The 16853-nt window shown below is 64.1% G+C and carries 12 protein-coding genes and 1 pseudogene; 3 read left to right on the top strand and 10 right to left on the bottom strand.

The features are described from left to right. Positions 1-81 precede the first annotated feature (81 nt). The 9 genes and pseudogenes from EGJ09_RS26785 to EGJ09_RS15805 all read right to left on the bottom strand — a co-directional run. Positions 82-2994: pseudogene (locus EGJ09_RS26785) on the bottom strand (transporter substrate-binding domain-containing protein); the annotation flags it as partial. A gap of 177 nt (positions 2995-3171) precedes the next feature. Beyond that, complete coding sequence (locus EGJ09_RS15840; protein ID WP_115272946.1) at positions 3172-3798, bottom strand: response regulator transcription factor; 627 nt, start codon at positions 3796-3798, stop codon at positions 3172-3174. Positions 3799-3828: 30 nt separating this feature from the next. Next, complete coding sequence (locus EGJ09_RS26590; RefSeq protein ID WP_174142146.1) at positions 3829-5037, bottom strand: hypothetical protein; 1209 nt, start codon at positions 5035-5037, stop codon at positions 3829-3831. After that, positions 5034-5765, bottom strand: a complete 732-nt coding sequence (locus EGJ09_RS15830; RefSeq protein ID WP_125924320.1) for a molecular chaperone — start codon at positions 5763-5765, stop codon at positions 5034-5036. The genes EGJ09_RS26590 and EGJ09_RS15830 overlap by 4 nt, the downstream gene beginning before the upstream one ends. An 87-nt stretch (positions 5766-5852) precedes the next feature. Then, entirely contained in the window at positions 5853-8330 is a 2478-nt protein-coding gene (locus EGJ09_RS15825) for a CS1-pili formation C-terminal domain-containing protein (RefSeq protein ID WP_371928086.1), read from the bottom strand. Between the two features lie 79 nt (positions 8331-8409). Continuing rightward, positions 8410-8889, bottom strand: a complete 480-nt coding sequence (locus tag EGJ09_RS15820) for a CS1 type fimbrial major subunit (RefSeq protein WP_046787402.1) — start codon at positions 8887-8889, stop codon at positions 8410-8412. A 193-nt stretch (positions 8890-9082) separates the two neighbouring features. After that, the gene (locus EGJ09_RS15815) at positions 9083-10747 is read right to left on the bottom strand and encodes a cation acetate symporter (protein WP_046787403.1); all 1665 of its coding nucleotides are present in this window, start codon (positions 10745-10747) and stop codon (positions 9083-9085) included. Continuing rightward, positions 10744-11055: a DUF485 domain-containing protein gene (locus tag EGJ09_RS15810; RefSeq protein WP_039604303.1), complete on the bottom strand. Its 312-nt coding sequence runs from the start codon at positions 11053-11055 to the stop codon at positions 10744-10746. The genes EGJ09_RS15815 and EGJ09_RS15810 overlap by 4 nt, the downstream gene beginning before the upstream one ends. A 244-nt stretch (positions 11056-11299) precedes the next feature. Continuing rightward, a complete protein-coding gene (locus tag EGJ09_RS15805) occupies positions 11300-12160 on the bottom strand; it encodes a glycine betaine ABC transporter substrate-binding protein (protein WP_046787404.1) in 861 nt (286 codons plus the stop codon). Positions 12161-12357: 197 nt separating this feature from the next. Between EGJ09_RS15805 and EGJ09_RS15800 the strand changes: the two genes are divergently transcribed. Then, positions 12358-13923, top strand: coding sequence for a glycosyl hydrolase family 17 protein (locus tag EGJ09_RS15800; RefSeq protein ID WP_125924319.1), 1566 nt, complete (start codon positions 12358-12360; stop codon positions 13921-13923). Positions 13924-14041: 118 nt separating this feature from the next. Here EGJ09_RS15800 and EGJ09_RS15795 read toward each other — a convergent pair whose 3' ends face one another. After that, positions 14042-14410 carry a hypothetical protein gene (locus EGJ09_RS15795; protein ID WP_125924318.1) on the bottom strand — a complete coding sequence of 123 codons (369 nt, stop codon included), beginning with the start codon at positions 14408-14410 and terminating at the stop codon, positions 14042-14044. 194 nt (positions 14411-14604) lie between these two features. Between EGJ09_RS15795 and EGJ09_RS15790 the strand changes: the two genes are divergently transcribed. Together EGJ09_RS15790 and EGJ09_RS15785 are read left to right on the top strand one after the other, a co-directional pair. Then, positions 14605-15903, top strand: coding sequence for a serine/threonine protein kinase (locus tag EGJ09_RS15790; RefSeq protein ID WP_039603299.1), 1299 nt, complete (start codon positions 14605-14607; stop codon positions 15901-15903). Next, positions 15896-16720 (top strand): VacJ family lipoprotein, encoded by an 825-nt coding sequence (locus EGJ09_RS15785; protein WP_125924317.1) that lies wholly within the window; start codon positions 15896-15898, stop codon positions 16718-16720. The genes EGJ09_RS15790 and EGJ09_RS15785 overlap by 8 nt, the downstream gene beginning before the upstream one ends. Positions 16721-16853 lie beyond the last annotated feature (133 nt).

Below are 16853 nucleotides of genomic sequence, written 5' to 3'. Positions count from 1 at the left end.
AGGGGCGTGCAAGGCCAGTTGCTGTTCAAGCTGCAGCATGGCCTCGCGCAGCGCCCCCACATCCTGCTCGATATCGCCCGGTGCGGGCGGTTTGGCTTGGCATCTGCGCTCCAACCGCTCGCACAGGTCGACTATCACTCTTGCCCGAGCGATCCGGGCGCCTCCCTTTACCCGATGGGCCAGCATGGCCAGCGCCTCAGCATTGGCCGGCACCTGCGCAAGTAGCTGCAGGTCCTGCAGGTTGCTGGCACGAAGGTCGGCCAACAACGCTCGCAGTGCAGCCTCGTCGCCAGCCACCAGCCGCCTGATGTGTTCGATGTCCAGCAGTGCAGGACTGGCACGGGCCAAGGCCCGAACCAGGCCGTCCAGCCCCACAGGCTTGAACAGGCAAGCGTCCATGCCTGCTGCACGGCAGCGCCGGCGTTCAACCTGTGTGGCACTGGCAGTCAAACCGATCACCTGGCACCTGGGCCTGCCGCTGCGCCGCTCGTGCTCGCGAATGGCGCGGGCCAGCGCGTAGCCGTTGAGCCGAGGCATGTTGCAGTCACTGATCACCCCGTCGAAGTGCTCGCCCAACCACAAGCGCAAGGCCTGGGTACCGTCCTGGGCAACGCACGCCTGATGCCCGAGGTATTCGAGCTGTTGCACCAGCAACAGGCGGTTGGCCGGATAGTCGTCGACCACCAGCAGGCGCAGCGGCTGGGGCGGGTGACGAGTGTCACCGGTAGCGGCCGCCGGCCGTTGCTGGGCAGCACTCAACTGCGGCAGGCTCAGGCGCACGTTCACTTCGGTGCCCTGCCCCAGCACGCTGTGCAGGTGCAGGCTGCCGCCCATCATCTCGCACAGGCTGCGGCTGATGCCAAGGCCCAGGCCGGCGCTGCAGCGCGGTGACTGGCATTGGTTGCTGGCCTGACGGAACGGTTGCCCCAGGTGCGCAAGCTCGCTTGCGGCAATGCCGACACCGGTATCGCGCACCGTCAGCTCCACCGCCAGGTAGCCGTCCACCGCTGTTGCCGACAGGTTCACCGTCACCTCGCCGTGTTCGGTGAACTTGATGGCATTGCTCAGCAGGTTGGCCAGCACCTGCTTGAAGCGCAGCGGGTCGAGCATGACCTGGGCATCCACCTGGCCTTGGGTAACCAGGCGCAACGCCAGGCCTTTGCTGCGCGCCTGCTGCTCGAACAACTGCAGCACCCGCCCCACGTGTTCGCGCAGGCACACCCGCTGGGCAGCAAACTGCAAGTGCCCGGACTCGATACGGGTGATGTCCAGGATGTCTCCGATCAGTTCCAGCAGGCCACGCGCCGCTTCGTCGGCCACCTCCAGTGCCAGGTGGTCGAACTCGCCTCGCTCGGCCTTGCGCCGTGCCAGTTCAAGCATGCCCTGCACGGCATGCAAGGGCGTGCGAAGCTCGTGGCTCATGGTGGTCAGGAACTGGGTCTTGGCCTGGTTTGCGGCATCGGCCTCACGCTTGGCACGGCGCAATTGCACCTGCAGGCGCCGCAGGTAGCGGATCCACAGCAAGGCCAGGCCGAGCAACAGCAGGGCCGTGGCAAAACCCAGCAGGATACGGCCGCGGTAACGTTGCCACACACCGTCAGCGACGATCATCGGGTTGCGCCAGCGACGTACCAGGCCGTCAATCTCGTGCGGTGACAGGCTGAGCAGGGCTTTGTCGAGTATGCCCTGCAGTTCAACCGCCCCGCGGGCGCTGGCCAGGGCGAAATGCGCGGGCGGCAGCGGCAGGCTGGCGCTGATCTTGAGCTGGCCCGGGTAGCCACGCGCGATCAGTGCTCGCGCGTCATCGAGGGTCAGCACGGCGGCGGCCGCCTTGCCGCGAGCCACGGCGCGCAAGGCTTCAACGGGGCTGGCCACGGCCATTGGCACAACCTGCGGATAATGCTGGCCAAGCATTTCATGCAGGGCACTGCCCCACACCAGTGCCAGCGGTCGCCCGGCCAGTTGCTCGAGGTTGCCGGGAGCCTGCGGTGCATCGCGCGTCACCAGTACCCGCGAGGCACTGAGGTAAGCACGGCTGAAGGACACCTGGCGCTCCAGGGCTGGGCTGCGCGGCAGGCCGGCAATCAGTTGCACCTCGCCCTCGCGCAGTTGTTCGAGCATGCCTTGCAGCGTGCCGCCAGCCTGCACCTCGAAACGCAGCCCGGTGCGCCGGCTGATCAGTTGCAGCACATCCAGGCTCAGGCCCCGCCATTGGCCCTTGCCATCGCGAAAGCTCAGCGGCAACAGCTGCTCGTCCATCGCCACCTGCACGCGTGGATTGTCGAGCAACCAGCGCTGCTCGGCCTCGCTCAACTGCAGCGGCACTGGCCGCTGCGCGGCGGCGCCCAGTGGGCTCCACCGTTCGCGAATGCGCTGGTGCTGGCGCTCGGTGAGGTTGCCAAGGGCGGCATCGACCAGCCCCGGCAAGGGCGTATCGCCATTGAGCATGGCAAAACCGATGCCCTGCCGGGGCAGCCCGGCGTGGCCGACTTCCTCGACACCGGCAAGCTGGCCGCGGCCCAACGCGTAGCGGGCCGCCAAGGCATTGCCCAAGTACAGGTCGGCATGCCCGAGTGCCAACGTCGCCAGGGCATCGAACGGAGAAAGGTGGGTTTGCACACGTGCCTGAGGGTAGCGTTCGCGGACCTGCTCCAGGCTGCGATAGCCCTGGACCATCACCAGGTCGAGGCCGTGCGTGTCATCGACCCGTTCACGGCCACGCGCCTCACGCGCCAGCAGCAAGGGGCAATCCTCGGCGTAAGGCCGTGACAGCCGCAACCCCGCGTCCAGCGCCTGGCGGCTGGTGACCGAGCCGAGCAGGTCGACCTCGCCTGCACGCAATGCCGCATGCGCCTCGGCGAACGCTTCGAAAACCTGCACCTGCACCTGCAGGTTCAACTGTTCGCCCAGCAGCCCGGCGTAATCAGCGGTAATGCCTTCATAGGCGCTGCCGGTGCCGAGGATGTCGAGGGGCGGGTTGTCCTGGGCCAGCACGCCCAAACGCAGCGAGCGGCGCGCCCACAACCAGCGTATGCCTGCTTCATTGGGCTCGTGGCGGGGCCCGTCCAGGGTGGCCCGCGCGTGCAACTGCGGCCTGGCCAGCGCTGGCAGTGTCAGCACGAAACAGAGCAACGCCAGGAGCAAGGCACGTAAGGGCACGCGGGGCGAAATTCAGATCAGCTGATTGCGGCGAGCGAAATCCGCCAGGTCAATCAGCGAGTTGAGCCTGAGCTTTTCCAGCAGGCGCGTCTTGTAGGTGCTGATGGTCTTGTTGCTCAGCAGCATGGCCTCGCCGATGGCTTTGTTGCTCAGGCCGCGGGCCAGGTACTGCAACACCATCAGCTCACGGTCGGACAGGCTGGCGATACACTGCGGCTCGGTGGCCTGCAGGTCCTGTTTGTGCACCGAGCTCAAGGCCACTGCGGGGAAGTAGGTAAAACCCGACAGCGCAGCACGTACCGCCTTGCCCAGTTCATCCAGGTCATCGGTCTTGGCCACGTAGCCGGCTGCCCCCGCCTGCAGGCAGCGCAACGAGTAGGCCACGGCCAACTGTGAAGTCAGCACCACGACCTTGCTCGGACGGCTGCAGGCCTGGATGCGGCTGATGACCTCCAGCCCGTCCAGGCCAGGCATGGCGATGTCGAGGATCACCAGATCCGGCGCCAGCTCGCGCACCAGGCGCACCGCATCGATGCCGTTGTCGGCCTGGCCAACCACTTCGACCTGCTGCTGGCGCAGCAACTGGCAGACCGTGGCACGGATAAATGGGTGGTCGTCGACCACCAGCGCTGTGGGCATGATGCACTCCTTTGTAATTCTGCTCGCTGCCTACAACTCGGCATCGAACACCACGGTGGCCTGGCCGGTATAGGTGGTGCCGGGATGTTTGAGCATACCGAGCACGTCATCCCGAGCGACCTGAAAGTGCAGCTGGCCGGGACGGTTCAAGGTCGCCATGGCCGCATCGAACTGCAGCGCAGCCAGGCGCCCACTGGGCAACGCCAGGCGCTGCACCGGCGCACCCTGGTGTTCGATGCCTGCAGGCAGGCTCATGGTGATTTCGACGGGCACCTGGTCTGCGGTGTCGTTGCGCACAGCGCAGCGGGTATCGATATAGTGCTGGCAGAGCTTGTAGACCTTGAACGGGCCAGTCGACCACACCCGAAACGGCAGGTCGCGGGCGAGCCGCTGCGGTGGCTTGCCGCCGGCCAGCCAGGCCTGCCAGCCCCCGGGTGGCTCCAGCACTGCGCGGTCCGACCCCGGGGGGAACTCGAAAATGAAAGCATGCTGAACATCGAGAACAAAGTTGACCGTCAGGCTGTCGCCACTGAGGGCGGTAACATCATTACCGAAGTCGAAATCACCACCTGGGCCAATGCTGTAGGTTACGCTGCCACGCCAAGTGCCGCTGGGCATGCGAAAAGGCGGAGTGATGTCGAGGGCGTAGGCCACGCTGGTCTCGATCACCGAGGCGATTTCCACCCGACCGTTCGACGCATTGCGACCATTTGCCCAACATGGCAATGGCGCGGAGGGCTGGGTTATATCGAATAGGTACGACACCAGGGCCGGCCTGAACTGTGACTGGTTCCCCAGGCTGGTACAGCCGCCATGGAGGTTCATCTGGTACAAGGGGTGATTAATGATATTGCCAGCGGTCTGCACCCTCTGGCTGATGGCTGTCCAGTCAAAGAGCAACTGCCGTGAATCGCCGGTGGCATCATGGTAGACATCGACCTGGCGCCTGGCCGGCAGGCCGATGAAGAACTCGTCACGCGGGTCGGCTGCACCCTTGGTGGTCTTCTTGTCGTAGGTGATAGGCAAGGTAACCGTGGTGCGGTCCCGGCAGGTACTGCTCCACCACCTGCACAGGCCGCCTGGCGGCGTGGTGTTGTCGAAACGCCCAGTGCCGCCGCCGCGATACTGCGCTGAAATGGTCACATCGAGCGCACTGGCCAGCGGCGCGGCAAGCAGCAGCGCAGCGCCCAGTACACCTCGCAGCCGCCAGCCCGGGCGCCAGGTGAACAGGCCCTTCATTGCATCACCTTGGCGCTGCGCAACTGGCCTTCATACAGTTCGAACTGGTGCATGCGGCTGGCGTCGCCGGGGAACTGCCGGCTGCGTCCGGGCAGCAAATGGTGTTTGGTGGCCGGTTCGCACTCCTGCCCTGGCGCACGGCACTGCCGGAAATGGTCGAGTACCACCGTGGCGTTGCCCTGGTTGGCCACCTTCAACACCCCTGCTTCGCGCTGCACGGCAGTCTGGTACTGCGCCTGCGCCGGCCGTACGAACAGCAGCGAGCCATAGCCGGCCAGCAGGTTTACCCCCGCCCTGAGGCCGTCGCGGTACTGCGCCGCCTCCTGTTCGTCCACGGCAAAACCGTCACCCAATTCCGGCAGCACTGGCATGAAGCGCAGGCGGAAGTAACGCTCCTGGTCCCGCGGGCCACGGTACAACAGGCGCACGGCCTGCATGCCGTGGGCCGGCACGATCAACCGCGCCGGGCTGGCGACCAGGCCGCGCTGCTCCAGGGCCAGGCCGTCGGTATCGATTTCGTGGGCCACCCCGGCATCGTCATAGACCAGCTCGGCGACGCTGACCTTGACGAACGCCGTGCTGTCGCCGCTGTTGCGCACACGCTTGAGCAGGGTGCTCCTGTCACCGTCGAGGTAATCGTACAATCCGCCAACGTTCAGTTCGGGGGTGGCCACGGCAGCCAGTGGCATGGCCAGCAGGACGAAGGCCGATAGAGAAAGCATTTTCATGTGGCGAAGCTCCCTGGTGATTTGATTAAGGGTATTGCCGTGCGCAACCCGTCGGCCACGGCTAAAGCAGTAGGAAAATTCCGAAACTCACGAAGATCGCGATGCAATCTCGGGCTGGCACTGTTGGTCGCCGGCCAGCAGCACGTCGCCTTCACGCGTCAGGCCTTCCAGGTCCAGGCGTACGAGACAGAGCGGTTGCCCGCGCTGGCGAATTTCCAGGGTCGGTGCCGCTTCGCTCATTTCCACCGCGAAAAAGCCATCGGCCTCGCTGACACTGCGGCTGGCATGGTTGATCACCTGTGCGCCACGCAACGGCAGGCCCTGGCCATCGAGCAGGCGCCCCAGCACGGTGACGGTGCGCAGTACACGAACCTGGCGGTAGTCGATGCCCCCGCGGTTGAGGTGGTAGTCAACGCTCGATGGCTGTATCACGGCGGCGGTCGCCTCGCTCCCGTCGAAATCGAACTGCACATGCCCGGGCTTGTAGGCGGTGACCGGGATGATGTTGCGCCCGGCATGCAGGTTGACGCCCATGGCATCGTCGGCACGCAACCTGAGGCCGTCGATGTCGGTGTCCACATCGACGATCAACGCGGCCTGGTGCCCCAGGGGCTGGCCGCTCACTGCCGCCTTGCCGGCACCCACGGCCAGCAGGCTTTGCAGGTTCAGGCCACCGGTGAATTCGCCGTTGTAGGAGGAGCGCTGCAGGTAAGCGTCACCTTGCATGAACGGGTTCTCGAACTGGGTATCGGCCCCCAGCCCCGTGCCGTAGCGGTCGGCGCTGAGGGTGGCGCCAATGCTGCGCAATGGGCCGATCTCTACATCCTGCCGATAGCCCAGCGAGGTATTGAGGTCACGCCCGCCGTCACGCGAGGTTCGGCTGCCGATGCTGGCGGACAAACGTCGGCCGCCGTCGCCCAGGCTCATGCTCAAGCTCAGGTTGATGCCACGGTTGCGCGCATCACCGGTACCGCTGTTGCCCGGGCGATCGAACAGCGACAAGCGCCAGTTGGCGTCAGAGCCAAACAAACGCCCGTAATAGGCCCACCCCAGATCGATGCCGGTGCCGGCATCACTGCCACTGCTGTGCGACACACGCACACTGGCGGTGTTGCGAGGGTCCAGGCGATGGTTCAAGGACAGCGATGATTGCGTCTGGCGCCGGGTGAATGGCCGTGCAGGTGCATTGCCAAGGTAGTCCCTGCCGGGCTGCGCCAGCCAGGTGCGGCTGTGGCTTGCGACCAGCGAGCCGCTCGCGTAGGCATGGATCAGTTGCAGGTCGAAGCCGTTGCCATGGCCCTGGGCCTGGAACAGGTTGCCATAGAGTTTGAGCCGGTCGCGCACATCCCAGTCCAGTGAGGTGCCGTATTGCATGGCATCGTCGAGCCGCTGAGCGGACACACCGACGATTGCCCTTGGGTGCAGCAGGTAGTTGGCCAGCACGCCCGCCGCCAGGGTGTCGTCATGCACGGCCTGCCAATTGCTGAGCTCACTGCTCTGGCGCCCGACATACAGGTTGTAACGCCAAGGTGCGTCGGTACTGCGCCAGTTGCCGGGCTTGTAGACGAATGCCTGGCTGCGCGAACTGACCTGGCCGTCCTCGACCAGACGTACTTCGACCTCGTAGATGCCGCCGGGCAGCACCTTGGTATCGAGGGTCTGCAACCCTGGCTGCACCGGCTGGCTGTTGATCAGCACACCGTTGCGGTAGATCTGCGCCACGGCCGGGCGGCTGGGTGTGACATGGATGGGCGTGGCACTGGGCGCGGCGCTGTCGATGAGCAGGCTGTCGCTGCTGCCGAACATCAGGCCCAGGGTCGTGTCAGGGCTGGCGCCCATCAGCCTGGGTTGGCGGGTCAGGCCCTGGGCGCTGGGGGTGAAGTACCCCAGGCGGTAGAAATGGTCCTCGACCAGGCGCTCGCCATACAGCTGGTCGACCCGGTAGCGGGTGCCCTCGCGGCTGTCGCTGCCGCGGTCGAGCTGGCCGTCGGCCAGGGCTGTCCACTGGCCGACACTGGCCTGGCCCTGCAAGGCGTAGCGGCCACTGGTGGCGACGCCATCATTGACCAGGTTGAGCTGGTTGCGCAGCAACAGGCCGTGGCTGCCCTGCTCCGGCAGGCGATGAAAACGTTCGGCAGTGGCGGCCACTTCGGCACGGTCGGTCAGCAGCGACAGCTGCGAGTTGGCCAGGCTGTAATGAATCGCACGCAAGCCTTCCGGGCAGTCTGCCTGGCAGTCGCCCAGGGGCCTGCCATCGGCCAGGCGCTCGCGCCAGCGTCGTCGCAGGCTCTCGGGCTCGCGGCTGTCGAAGGTTTCGGTGAATTCCAGCAACTGCACCTGCTGGTCGCGGCTGAGCACCACCATGGCATCACCGAGGTAACGGCCGTCCAGGTCGACCCGTACGGCCAACGGCACATCGAAGAAATGCGCCTCGAACTCGCGCGGCAGGCCTGCGACCGGCCCCAGGGCACTGGCCGCGCCATGACTCATGCCGGCCCACAAGGCCATGCTGGCAGCCAGTGGCAGCCAGCAGCGCAAGACGGCGGAGGAGGAATGTCGGGACATGGGTATCGCTTACAGGCATGACCTGCCCGCCCCTCGCCGTTGGCGAGGGCCCGGGCAGGCACTGGAGGTGAACGGAGCCTTAAGGGGCGGCGGTTTCGAAGATCATGCTGACCAGGCCCTGGTAGCTGCCTGGCTCATAACCGGTGCCTGGCGCCGGCTGGGCCTCGACCTGGAAACCGATGACCGCGCCCGGTGCCGCCTGGGTGGCACTGACCACTTCGGCCGGGGTGGTTTGCAACACGGTGTCACCGACCGTGACGTCCAGGCCAATGTTGTTGCTGCCGTTGGCGATCACTGCAGGCGATACCAGGTAGGCGCTGATCGGGCCGATGGTGCTCTTGACCTGCAGTTGCTTGCGGATCGGGTCGAGCTTGCCTTGAAAGGAATTCCAGGCCATTTCCTGCGGGTCGTTCATCCAGTTGCCACCCACGGGCTCGACGTAGAACGCGTCGGTGGGCACCTGGGCGACGATTTGCACCTGCTTCTCGATCGGGTCGACGGCATGGGCGGCGCCTGCGAACATCAGGGCCAGGGGAAGGGCGAGTAACGTGCGTTTCACGAATGGTTTCTCCTTGAAGGTAACAGGCCTGCCGGGTTGGCCCGGCGGGTGAGGAGAAGTATTCGGGAAGCATGGGGCGGGATAATCAGGAAGCTTCCGAGGGAGCTTCGGAAATTTCCGAGCGAAGGCAAAATGACACTGCACAATGCACAACGCCCCGACTGGCGGGGCGTTGTGTTTTTTGCGCTCTATGTCAGTGCGAAACCGCCCCGCTGGCCCCCAGGCCAGTTTGCGAGCGGACGAACTGCGGGAAGAACAGTGCGCGCTCGTTTTCAGCCGCCTTGGACTTGTCGGTGACCGAGAAGAACCAGATACCGACGAAGGCAATCAGCATCGAGAACAGCGCCGGGTACTCGTACGGGTAGATCGGCTTCTCGTGGCCGAGGATCTGCACCCAGATGGTCGGGCCAAGGATCATCAGTGTCACTGCACTCACCAGGCCCAGCCAGCCGCCGATCATGGCGCCGCGGGTGGTCAGCTTCTTCCAGTACATCGAAAGCAGCAGTACCGGGAAGTTGCAGCTGGCGGCAATGGAGAACGCCAGGCCGACCATGAAGGCGATGTTCTGCTTCTCGAACAGAATACCCAGGCCGATCGCCAGCACGCCAAGGGCGATGGTGGTGATCTTCGAGACGCGGATCTCGTCCTTGTCGTTGGCCTTGCCCTTGCGCCATACGCTGGCGTACAGGTCGTGGGACACCGCCGAGGCACCGGCCAGGGTCAGGCCGGCAACCACCGCCAGGATGGTGGCGAACGCCACCGCCGAGATGAAGCCGAGGAAGATGCTGCCACCCACGGCATCGGCCAAATGCACCGCAGCCATGTTGTTGCCGCCCAGCAGGGCGCCGGCGGCGTCCTTGAAGTCCGGGTTGGTGCTGACCAGCAGGATCGCGCCGAAGCCGATGATGAAGGTCAGGATGTAGAAGTAGCCGATGAAGCCGGTGGCGTAGAGCACGCTCTTGCGCGCTTCCTTGGCGTCGCTGACGGTGAAGAAGCGCATCAGGATATGCGGCAGGCCGGCGGTACCGAACATCAGCGCCAGGCCCAGCGAGAAGGCCGAGATCGGGTCCTTGACCAGGCCGCCCGGGCTCATGATCGCCTCACCCTTGCTGTGCACCTTGATCGCTTCGGAGAACAGGGTGTTGAAGTCGAAGCCCACGTGCTTCATGACCATCAGTGCCATGAAGCTGGCGCCGGACAGCAGCAGTACGGCCTTGATGATCTGTACCCAGGTGGTGGCCAGCATGCCGCCGAACAGCACGTACAGGCACATCAGGATACCTACCAGGATCACCGCCACATGGTAGTCCAGGCCGAACAGCAGCTCGATCAGCTTGCCGGCGCCGACCATCTGCGCGATCAGGTAGAACGCCACCACCACCAGCGAACCGGAGGCCGACAGGGTACGGATTTCCTTTTGCCCCAGGCGGTAGGAGGCCACGTCGGCAAAGGTGTATTTGCCCAGGTTGCGCAGGCGTTCGGCGATCAGGAACAGAATGATCGGCCAGCCGACCAGAAAGCCGATCGAGTAGATCAGGCCGTCGTAGCCAGAGGTGAACACCAGCGCGGAAATACCCAGGAACGACGCTGCCGACATGTAGTCGCCGGCAATCGCCAGGCCATTCTGAAAGCCGGTGATCTTGCCGCCGGCAGCGTAGTAGTCGGCTGCCGACTTGTTGCGCTTGGAAGCCCAGTAGGTGATGCCCAAGGTGAAGGCGACGAAGGCCACGAACATGGCGATCGCTGCAACGTTCAGCGGCTGTTTCTGCACCTCGCCGGTCAGGGCATCGGCTGCCCACACGGCGGGTGCGAAAACGCCGCAGGCCAGTACGGCCAAGGCTTTGGTGTGACGAATCATTGTTGCGCCTCCTTGAGGATGGCCTTGTTCAGCTCATCGAACTCGCCGTTGGCGCGGCGTACGTAGATGGCGGTCAGGACGAATGCCGAAATGATCAGGCCGACGCCCAGGGGGATGCCCCAGGTAATCGACGACTCAGGGCTGAGCTTGGCGCCCAGCAGATGAGGACCGTAGGCGATCAGGAGGATGAAGGCGCAGTACAGGCCGAGCATGATCGCCGAGAGAATCCAGGCGAACCGTTCGCGTTTGGTCACCAGCTCCTTGAAGCGGGGGCTGTTTTGTATCGAGAGGTAAATGCTGTCGTTCATTGTTTTTGTCCTAGCAGCACAGATAGGGGATGGAACCCACACCGTCACTTTATGCTGCCTTTGAACGCCAACCAGACGACCTTAGTCTTAGATGCAACGGTGTTTTGCAGAATAAGTAACAAAGCGGGGCCGCTGTGCGGCCCTTTCGCGACACAAGGCCGCTCCTACAGCGCATAACGCCTGTAGGAGCGGCCTTGTGTCGCGAAGGGCTGCACAGCAGCCCCGCTTCAAAAAGTTTGATTCGTTACTTGCCAGTCCATTCCTTGACTCGGTCCGGATGCTTGGCCACCCAATCCTTCGCCGCCGCCTCAGGCTTGGCGCCTTCCTGAATCGCCAGCATCACCTCGCCGATCTCGTCCTTGGACTGCCAGCTGAACTTCTTCAGGAACTCGGCCACTTCCGGCGCCTTGGTCGCCAGTTCCTTGCTGCCGATGCTGTTGACCGTCTCGGCGGCACCATAGACGCCTTTGGGGTCTTCGAGGAACTTCAGCTTCCACTTGGCGAACATCCAGTGCGGCACCCAGCCGGTCACTGCAATGGACTGCTGCTTGCCGTAGGCGCGGCCCAGTTCGGCGGTCATCGCCGCGCCGGAGCTTGCCTGCAGCTTGTAGCCGGTAAGGCCGTAGTCCTTGATGGCCTGGTCGGTCTTGAGCATCACCCCGGAGCCTGCGTCGATGCCGACGATCTTCTGCTTGAAGCTTTCGTCGGTCTTGAGGTCGGTAATGCTGTTGGCCTTGACGTACTCCGGCACGATCAGGCCGATCTTGGCATCTTTGAAGTTGGCGCCGTAATCGACCACGTTGTCCTTGTTCTTGGTCCAGTACTCACCGTGGGTCACCGGCAGCCAGGCCGAGAGCATGGCGTCGAGTTTGCCGGTGGCCACACCCTGCCACATGATGCCGGTGGCCACGGCCTGCAGTTTGACGTCGTAGCCGAGCTTCTGCTTGATCACTTCGGCGGCCACGTTGGTGGTCGCCACGCTGTCGGCCCAGCCATCCACGTAACCGATGCTCACTTCTTTGGCCATGGCCTGTGCAGCGCTCATGGCCAGTACCAGGGCGGTGCCCGCCCCCAGGAGTCGTCGCATTTTTTTCAAAGTTGCCATCAAAGCATCCCCTCGTCAGGTCTCGGAGATTGCATGATGTTCCTGCAACAAAGCGTGACCTGCTCCCACTGCGACCTGTACCCGATGCCTTTGCGACAGCACTGTGCCATTAGCGGCGTCTGCCTGCACCATTCTGCGCGATCCTTGCATGCCAAAGGATTGGCGCCGGGCTACTATCTAACGTTTTGCGCCTGACGATGGACCGCCTGATGCCCAGCCCTGCCCGCCTGTTGCTGCCGCTGTACCTGTTCACCTGCCTGCTTGCCCTCTCAGGGCTTGGGGCACTCTGGTACACGCTCGGCAAGCCGATCCTGCTGCCGGACGCCGCCAGCCCCACGCACAAATTGCAGTGCGCCTCCTATACCCCGTTCGACAAGGACCAGTCGCCTTTCGACCAGCCTTTTCGCTTGCGCCCGGCACGCATGGACGCCGACCTGGCGCTGTTGGCCGAACGATTTCAGTGCATCCGCACCTATTCCATGACCGGGCTTGAAGCGATTCCGGCACTGGCGCGCAAGCATGGCCTGAAGGTGATGCTCGGGGCTTGGGTCAATGCCAACCCGGTCGATACCGACAAGGAAGTGGATTTGCTGATCGCCGCCGCCAACGCCAACCCGGACGTGGTCAGTGCGGTGATCGTGGGCAACGAAGCGCTGTTGCGCAAGGAAGTGACCGGCGAGCGCCTGGCCGCGCTGATCGGCAAAGTGAAACGCCAGGTCAAGGTGCCGGTGACCTATGCCGATGTCTGGGAGTTCTGGCTACAGCACCCGCAGGTGGCGCCAGCGGTGGACTTCCTGACGATCCACCTGTTGCCCTACTGGGAGGACGACCCGCGCGGTATCGAAGATGCCCTGGCGCATGTCGCTGATGTGCGTCGGGTGTTCGGCACACGCTTTGCGCCCAAGGATATCTTCATCGGCGAGACTGGCTGGCCCAGCGAAGGCCGCCAGCGCGAGACCGCTGTGCCCAGCCGGGCCAACGAGGCACGCTTCATCCGCAGTTTCGTCGCCATGGCCGAGGCCAATGGCTGGCATTACAACCTGATCGAAGCCTTCGACCAGCCGTGGAAGCGCGCCAGCGAAGGCGCGGTGGGCGGCTACTGGGGCCTGTACGATGCCGACCGGCAGGACAAAGGCGTACTCGAGGGCCCTGTGAGCAACCTGCACTACTGGCCCCAGTGGTTGCTGGCAAGCGCGGTGTTGATGGCAGTGATGCTGGTGTTCGCAGGGCGCCCTGGCACCGCGACCGGGGCGTTGCTGTTGCCGTTGCTGGCGGCGTTTGGCGCTGGCTGCCTGGGGCTGTGGGGCGAATTGATGCGGACCCACGCAAGGTTTGCCGGGGAATGGCTGTGGGCGGCGTTGCTGGCGGGGTTGAACCTGATGGTACTGGCCCATGCGGTACTTGCGTTGGCGCGCCGGGCTGGCTGGCGGGAGCGTGTGTTTGCCTGGCTCGAGGCGCGCGCAGGGTGGCTATTGCTGGCGGCAGGCTTTGCCGCGGCAGTGAGCATGCTTGCGATGGTGTTCGACCCGCGTTATCGCAGTTTCCCTACGGCGGCGTTGGCGTTGCCGGCGCTGGTTTACCTGCTGCGCCCGGTGGTAGCAGCACGGGCGGAGGTGGCGTTGCTGGCGTTTATCGTCGGGGCTGGCGTGATGCCGCAGCTGTACCGGGAAGGGCTGGAGAATCAGCAGGCCTGGGGGTGGGCGGTGGTCAGTGTGCTGATGGCTGCGGCGTTGTGGCGGAGTTTGCGGGTGCGCAAGGCTTGATACCCAGGTGCCTGCATCGCCGGCAAGCCGGCTCCCACTGGTAAAGCGCCGCCCTCAAGTACGGTGCAACTCCTGTGGGAGCTGGCTTGCCGGCGAATGGGCTGCACGGCAGCCCCTGTCAGGCGCGACGCGCTTGCCGTACCAGCCGTAACCCCGCCAGCACCACCGCAAATACAGCAATGCTGGCGGTATACAGCACCAGCGCCGGGATGCCGAACACCAGCGCCAACACCGCCAGCCACCAACCGCTGCGCCCGCCAAGCACCTGCGCCAGCAACGCCAGCGCAAGCCCGGCCCAGGCCATCACCTGAAAGTGAATCCCCAGCCCCAGCACCGAGCGCGCCTGGCACTGCCAGTGCTCACCCGGCACGGCGCACAGGCCGACCCACTGCGCATCTTCCATCAACCCGTAGCGCACGCCGTAACTTGCAGCCAGCCACAAGGCGAGAAACAGCAAGAGCAGCGCAGCCGGCAAGGTACGAGACATCCCGTTCTCCAATAGCAGTAATCGAAACAAGCCATGATCGCCCAAGGCCCGTTGTAAGGCAAAATCACAATCTGCAGCTATGTTGCAGATAACAAGCACACCAAAGGCCACCGCACTTGGCAACTTTGCCAAGGCACTTGTGGTCCTAGCCTGCGTAGCGCAGTACCTTGCTCGCGTTCTTTCTGGGGGATTACATGCTTCGATATTGGCGCCTAGCCGCCCTTCTTGGCGGCCTGCTCATGGCTGTGGCCGCTTCTGCGCGCGACATCGACGCCGCAACCTACGGCTTCCCCTTGACCAACCCGTTCGAGGCGACGATCGCCACGACGCCGCCCGACCAGCGCCCAACGCTGCCCAGCGACGACGAGATCGACCAGAGCGACTACAGCCTCAATTTGCGCCCGGAGCGTGAATTCACCCTGCCCGACAATTTCTGGGCAGTGAAAAAGCTCAAGTACCGCCTGGCTCGCCAGGACCATGAAGCGCCGCTGATCTTCATCATCGCCGGCACCGGCGCGCCGTATTCGAGCACCATCAACGAATACCTGAAAAAACTGTTCTACCAGGCCGGTTACCATGTGGTTCAGCTGTCGTCGCCGACCAGCTACGACTTCATGAGCGCCGCCTCGCGCTTCGCCACCCCGGGCATCAGCCGGGAAGACGCCGAAGACATGTACCGGGTGATGCAAGCCGTACGTGCCCAGCACCCGCGCCTGCCGATCAGCGAGTACTACCTCACCGGCTACAGCCTGGGCGCGCTGGACGCGGCGTTCGTCAGCCACCTGGATGAAACCCGCCGCAGCTTCAACTTCAAGCGTGTGCTGCTGCTCAACCCGCCGGTCAACCTGTACACCTCGATCAACAACCTCGACAAACTGGTGCAGACCCAGGTCAAAGGCATCGACCGCAGCACCACGTTCTATGAGCTGATGCTGGAAAAGCTCACCCGCTATTTCCAGGACAAGGGCTACATCGACCTCAACGAGGCGCTGCTGTATGACTTCCAGCAGTCGCGCCAGCACCTGTCCAACGAACAGATGGCGATGCTGATCGGCACCTCGTTCCGCTTCTCGGCGGCCGACATCGCCTTCACGTCGGACCTGATCAACCGCCGTGGCCTGATCATCCCGCCGAAGTACCCGATCACCGAGGGCAGCAGCCTTACGCCGTTCTTCAAGCGTGCCCTGCAGTGCGACTTCGACTGTTACATGACCGAGCAGGTGATCCCGATGTGGCGCGCCCGCACCGACGGCAACAGCATCCTGCAACTGGTCAACCAGGTGAGCCTGTACGCGCTGGAGGACTACCTGCGCGACAGCCCGAAAATCGCCGTGATGCACAATGCCGATGATGTCATCCTCGGCCCTGGCGATATCGGCTTCCTGCGCAAGGTGTTTGGCGAGCGCCTGACCCTGTACCCCCATGGCGGCCATTGCGGCAACCTCAACTACCGCGTCAACAGCGACGCCATGCTGGAGTTCTTCCGTGGTTAACAAATTCCTCTTCGCCACCGCCCTGCTGGTTGCCGGCAATGCCCTGGCCGCGGAAACCGCGCCGCGCACCAGCGTGATCGAGTCCGATCCTCAAGTAACCGCCGAACCCTTGGCCCCCGAAGCCGACGGCTTCACCGACCCGCTGCGCGAGCTGAAATTCAACCCAGGCCTGGACCAGCGCGAATTCGAGCGCTCCACCCTGGCGGCGCTCAACATATACGACCCGCTGGAGTCGCTGAACCGGCGCATCTACCACTTCAACTACCGCCTGGACCAGTGGGTGCTGCTGCCGCTGGTGGATGGCTACCAGTACGTGACGCCCAGGTTCGTGCGTACCGGGGTGAGCAATTTCTTCAATAACCTGGGCGATGTGCCGAACCTGTTCAACAGCGTGCTGCAGCTCAAGGCCAAGCGTTCGGCAGAGATCACCGCACGGCTGATGTTCAATACCATCATCGGTGTGGGTGGGCTATGGGACCCGGCGACCAGGATGGGCCTGCCGCGCCAGAGCGAGGATTTTGGCCAGACGTTGGGGTTCTATGGCGTGCCTGATGGGCCATACATCATGCTGCCGGTGCTTGGGCCGTCCAATTTGCGCGATACCACCGGGGTGGTGGTGGATTACGCTGGCGAACAGGCGATCAATTATCTGAACATGGCCGAGGTCAGCACCGATCATCCGGAAATCTTCCTGCTGCGCGCGGTGGACAAGCGCTACACCACCAAATTCCGCTACGGCCAGCTCAACTCGCCGTTCGAGTACGAGAAGGTTCGGTATGTGTACACCCAGTCGCGCAAGCTGCAGATTGCCGAGTAACGTGCTGCTTGCACAACCGCTGTAGGAGCGGCCTCGTGTCGCGAAAGGGCCGCACAGCGGCCCCAGGTTTTCAGCGGCGCTGCAACTATCGATGGGGCCGCTTTGCGGCCCTTTCGCGACACAAGGCCGCTCC

The sequence above is a fragment of the Pseudomonas sp. p106 genome (assembly GCF_003936645.1).
Classification (GTDB): domain Bacteria; phylum Pseudomonadota; class Gammaproteobacteria; order Pseudomonadales; family Pseudomonadaceae; genus Aquipseudomonas; species Aquipseudomonas putida_E.
This window is presented reverse-complemented; position numbering and strand designations above follow the sequence as displayed.

Excerpts from the sequence above, each read along its gene's own strand:
- EGJ09_RS15830 (WP_125924320.1), bottom strand. The coding sequence starts at position 5,765 with ATGAAAATGCTTTCTCTATCGGCCTTCGTCCTGCTGGCCATGCCACTG.
- EGJ09_RS15795 (WP_125924318.1), bottom strand. The coding sequence starts at position 14,410 with ATGTCTCGTACCTTGCCGGCTGCGCTGCTCTTGCTGTTTCTCGCCTTG.
- EGJ09_RS15815 (WP_046787403.1), bottom strand. The coding sequence starts at position 10,747 with ATGATTCGTCACACCAAAGCCTTGGCCGTACTGGCCTGCGGCGTTTTC.
- EGJ09_RS15840 (WP_115272946.1), bottom strand. The coding sequence starts at position 3,798 with ATGCCCACAGCGCTGGTGGTCGACGACCACCCATTTATCCGTGCCACG.
- EGJ09_RS15825 (WP_371928086.1), bottom strand. The coding sequence starts at position 8,330 with ATGTCCCGACATTCCTCCTCCGCCGTCTTGCGCTGCTGGCTGCCACTG.
- EGJ09_RS15790 (WP_039603299.1), top strand. The coding sequence starts at position 14,605 with ATGCTTCGATATTGGCGCCTAGCCGCCCTTCTTGGCGGCCTGCTCATG.
- EGJ09_RS26590 (WP_174142146.1), bottom strand. The coding sequence starts at position 5,037 with ATGAAGGGCCTGTTCACCTGGCGCCCGGGCTGGCGGCTGCGAGGTGTA.
- EGJ09_RS15805 (WP_046787404.1), bottom strand. The coding sequence starts at position 12,160 with ATGGCAACTTTGAAAAAAATGCGACGACTCCTGGGGGCGGGCACCGCC.
- EGJ09_RS15810 (WP_039604303.1), bottom strand. The coding sequence starts at position 11,055 with ATGAACGACAGCATTTACCTCTCGATACAAAACAGCCCCCGCTTCAAG.
- EGJ09_RS15800 (WP_125924319.1), top strand. The coding sequence starts at position 12,358 with ATGGACCGCCTGATGCCCAGCCCTGCCCGCCTGTTGCTGCCGCTGTAC.